This is a genomic window from Streptomyces sp. NPDC007162, assembly GCF_040634175.1.
In the GTDB taxonomy this organism is placed as follows: Bacteria; Actinomycetota; Actinomycetes; order Streptomycetales; family Streptomycetaceae; genus Streptomyces.
On record NZ_JBEYFC010000917.1, the window covers coordinates 1 to 2,024 of the forward strand.

A 2,024-nucleotide genomic window follows, 5' to 3' on the forward strand; every position below is an offset into this window, starting at 1 on the left:
GTCAACACCAACCCACAACTGCCCTGGTCATTCCTCGCCCACACCGGCCTGACCATCCACCCACCACACCCACCGAACTTACGAAAAGATCAGTACTGATCGTTTCAGAATGCCTTCCGGAGTCGGCGAAGGCAGATGATTCCACAGGCCAGCTCCAGCAGCCCTTGGTGGAGATCGGCACGGCGCTCGTAGCGGATCCGCAGCCGTTTGAACTGATGGAGCCAGGCGAATGTGCGCTCAACCACCCACCTGGTGCGCCCAAGGCCCGAACCGTGTGCGACCCCGCGTCTGGCGATGACGGGCTTGATCCCGCGCGCCCACAACAGGCGGCGGTACTTGTCGAAGTCGTAGCCGCGGTCGGCGTACAGCCGTTTGGGCCGATTGCGGGGGCGACCGCGCAATCCCCGGATACGTGGGATCGCTTCCAGTAACGGGATCAGCTGCGTGACGTCGTGCCGATTTCCCCCGGTCACGGAGACGGCCAGCGGAGTGCCATGCTGGTCGACGATCACATGGTGCTTGGAGCCAGGACGCGCACGATCGACAGGTGAAGGACCGACATGGTCTCCCCCCTTCAGGGCGCGGACGTGAGAGCCGTCAATCGCGGTGTCCTCCATCGCGAGCAGTCCCCGTGCTCTCAATTCACCGAGGAGAGCGTTGTGGAGGCGGGGCCAGACACCGGCCTCGGTCCAGTCCCGAAGCCGACGCCAACTTGTCACCCCTGAGCAGCCGACGACCTGAGCAGGGACATCCCGCCACGCGACGCCCTTCCGCAGCACGTAGACGATGCCGGCCAGAGCAACCCGGTCCGGTACCGGCAACCGCCCAGGATTGCAGTACCGCCGAGAACGCCGCGGCGGGAGCAACGGAACTATCCGCTCCCACAGGTCATCAGGAACAAGATCGGCAGACATTCGACAGATCCTGCCCCGACGTACCTTCAGCCGGGAGTCGTTACATCGGCCGGTGCCTGAAACGGCCGACTCTCCCCTCGGTTTCCGAAAGCCGGATACCCCGGCAGAGGGGCCACCTCCCAGCCTCCGGCGACCTCACGCAATAACAACCGCATCGTCTCCGCGAACGCCGGGAACTCCTCCAGCGTGCTCGCCACCTCCCAGCGATGCCTCAGCACCTGACGCCTCGTCGGGACCGGACGCCGAGTCCGGTGCAGCGGCTCGTCCTCCACGGTGCGAGGAAGCATCCTCACCGTCGCGTCCATCGTCCAGACCGCTATGGCCTGCCGCATGCCGGCTTGCCACACCTCGTCCTCGGCCAGCGCCGGGTACACACCGACGACCTCCGCGCGATACGCCTGCTCGATCTCCGCGGCGATCCCGGCCGGCAGGGTGAAGACGCACCAGCAGCTGGAGAACGGCATCCGGCAGTACGCGGCCGTCAGGAACACCGACTGGTAACAGGCCGCTTCGAAGTCGATCAGCCGCAGCCCCTGTGAGGTGAGCAGGTTGTTGTCCGGACAGGTGTCACCCGGGGTGAAGGCCGGATACTCCTCCCCACCCGCTGTCCCGATCCGGGCCAACTCCCCGGCAAGGCCCGGAGGAACTGCGATTCCGGCGCCGTCGAGCAGCGCGAGCAGATCAGCGGCCCTCTGCGCGATCCACGGCTCGTCCCCCCAGGACAGCATGCCCTTGTCGTACAGGGACCACAGCCGCGCGAGATCGGCACGCCGGTGCACCGACGCGGCGGCCAGTTGCCCAAGCCCGCGGGCCCAGGCCAGCAACCCGCTCTCCGCGACCGTCGGATCGCTCCCGAGCAAAACGTCCGCCAGGGTAGGCGCGTTCCCGAGATCCGCCATGACCAGCAGGGGAACCTCGGGGTCCACACCCAGCACCTCGGGACCGGCGATCCCGAGAGACAGCCCAGCGGCCTCAGCCGTGAAGCCGCGCAGGGACTCCGGCTCGTTGCCGAACGCCTTGACGATCACACTGCCGCCACCGGCCGTTTCACAACGCAACACGGTGCTACGCGAGCTGCCACCCAGGTCGACCGGGCCGGACGACGAGGTC

2 protein-coding genes are annotated in these 2,024 nt (G+C 67.0%); both read right to left on the reverse strand.

The annotated features are described in order from the left end of the window. Positions 1-104: 104 nt before the first annotated feature. Positions 105-914: an IS5 family transposase gene (locus ABZ646_RS45775; RefSeq protein ID WP_360533487.1), complete on the reverse strand. Its 810-nt coding sequence runs from the start codon at positions 912-914 to the stop codon at positions 105-107. Positions 915-940: 26 nt separating this feature from the next. Further along, on the reverse strand, positions 941-2,024 hold a 1,084-nt coding region (locus ABZ646_RS45780; protein WP_360533490.1), incomplete at its 5' end, for a hypothetical protein.

What these genes read in the sequence shown, in the direction of transcription:
- ABZ646_RS45775 (WP_360533487.1), bottom strand. Translation starts at nt 914, where the DNA reads ATGTCTGCCGATCTTGTTCCTGATGACCTGTGGGAGCGGATAGTTCCG.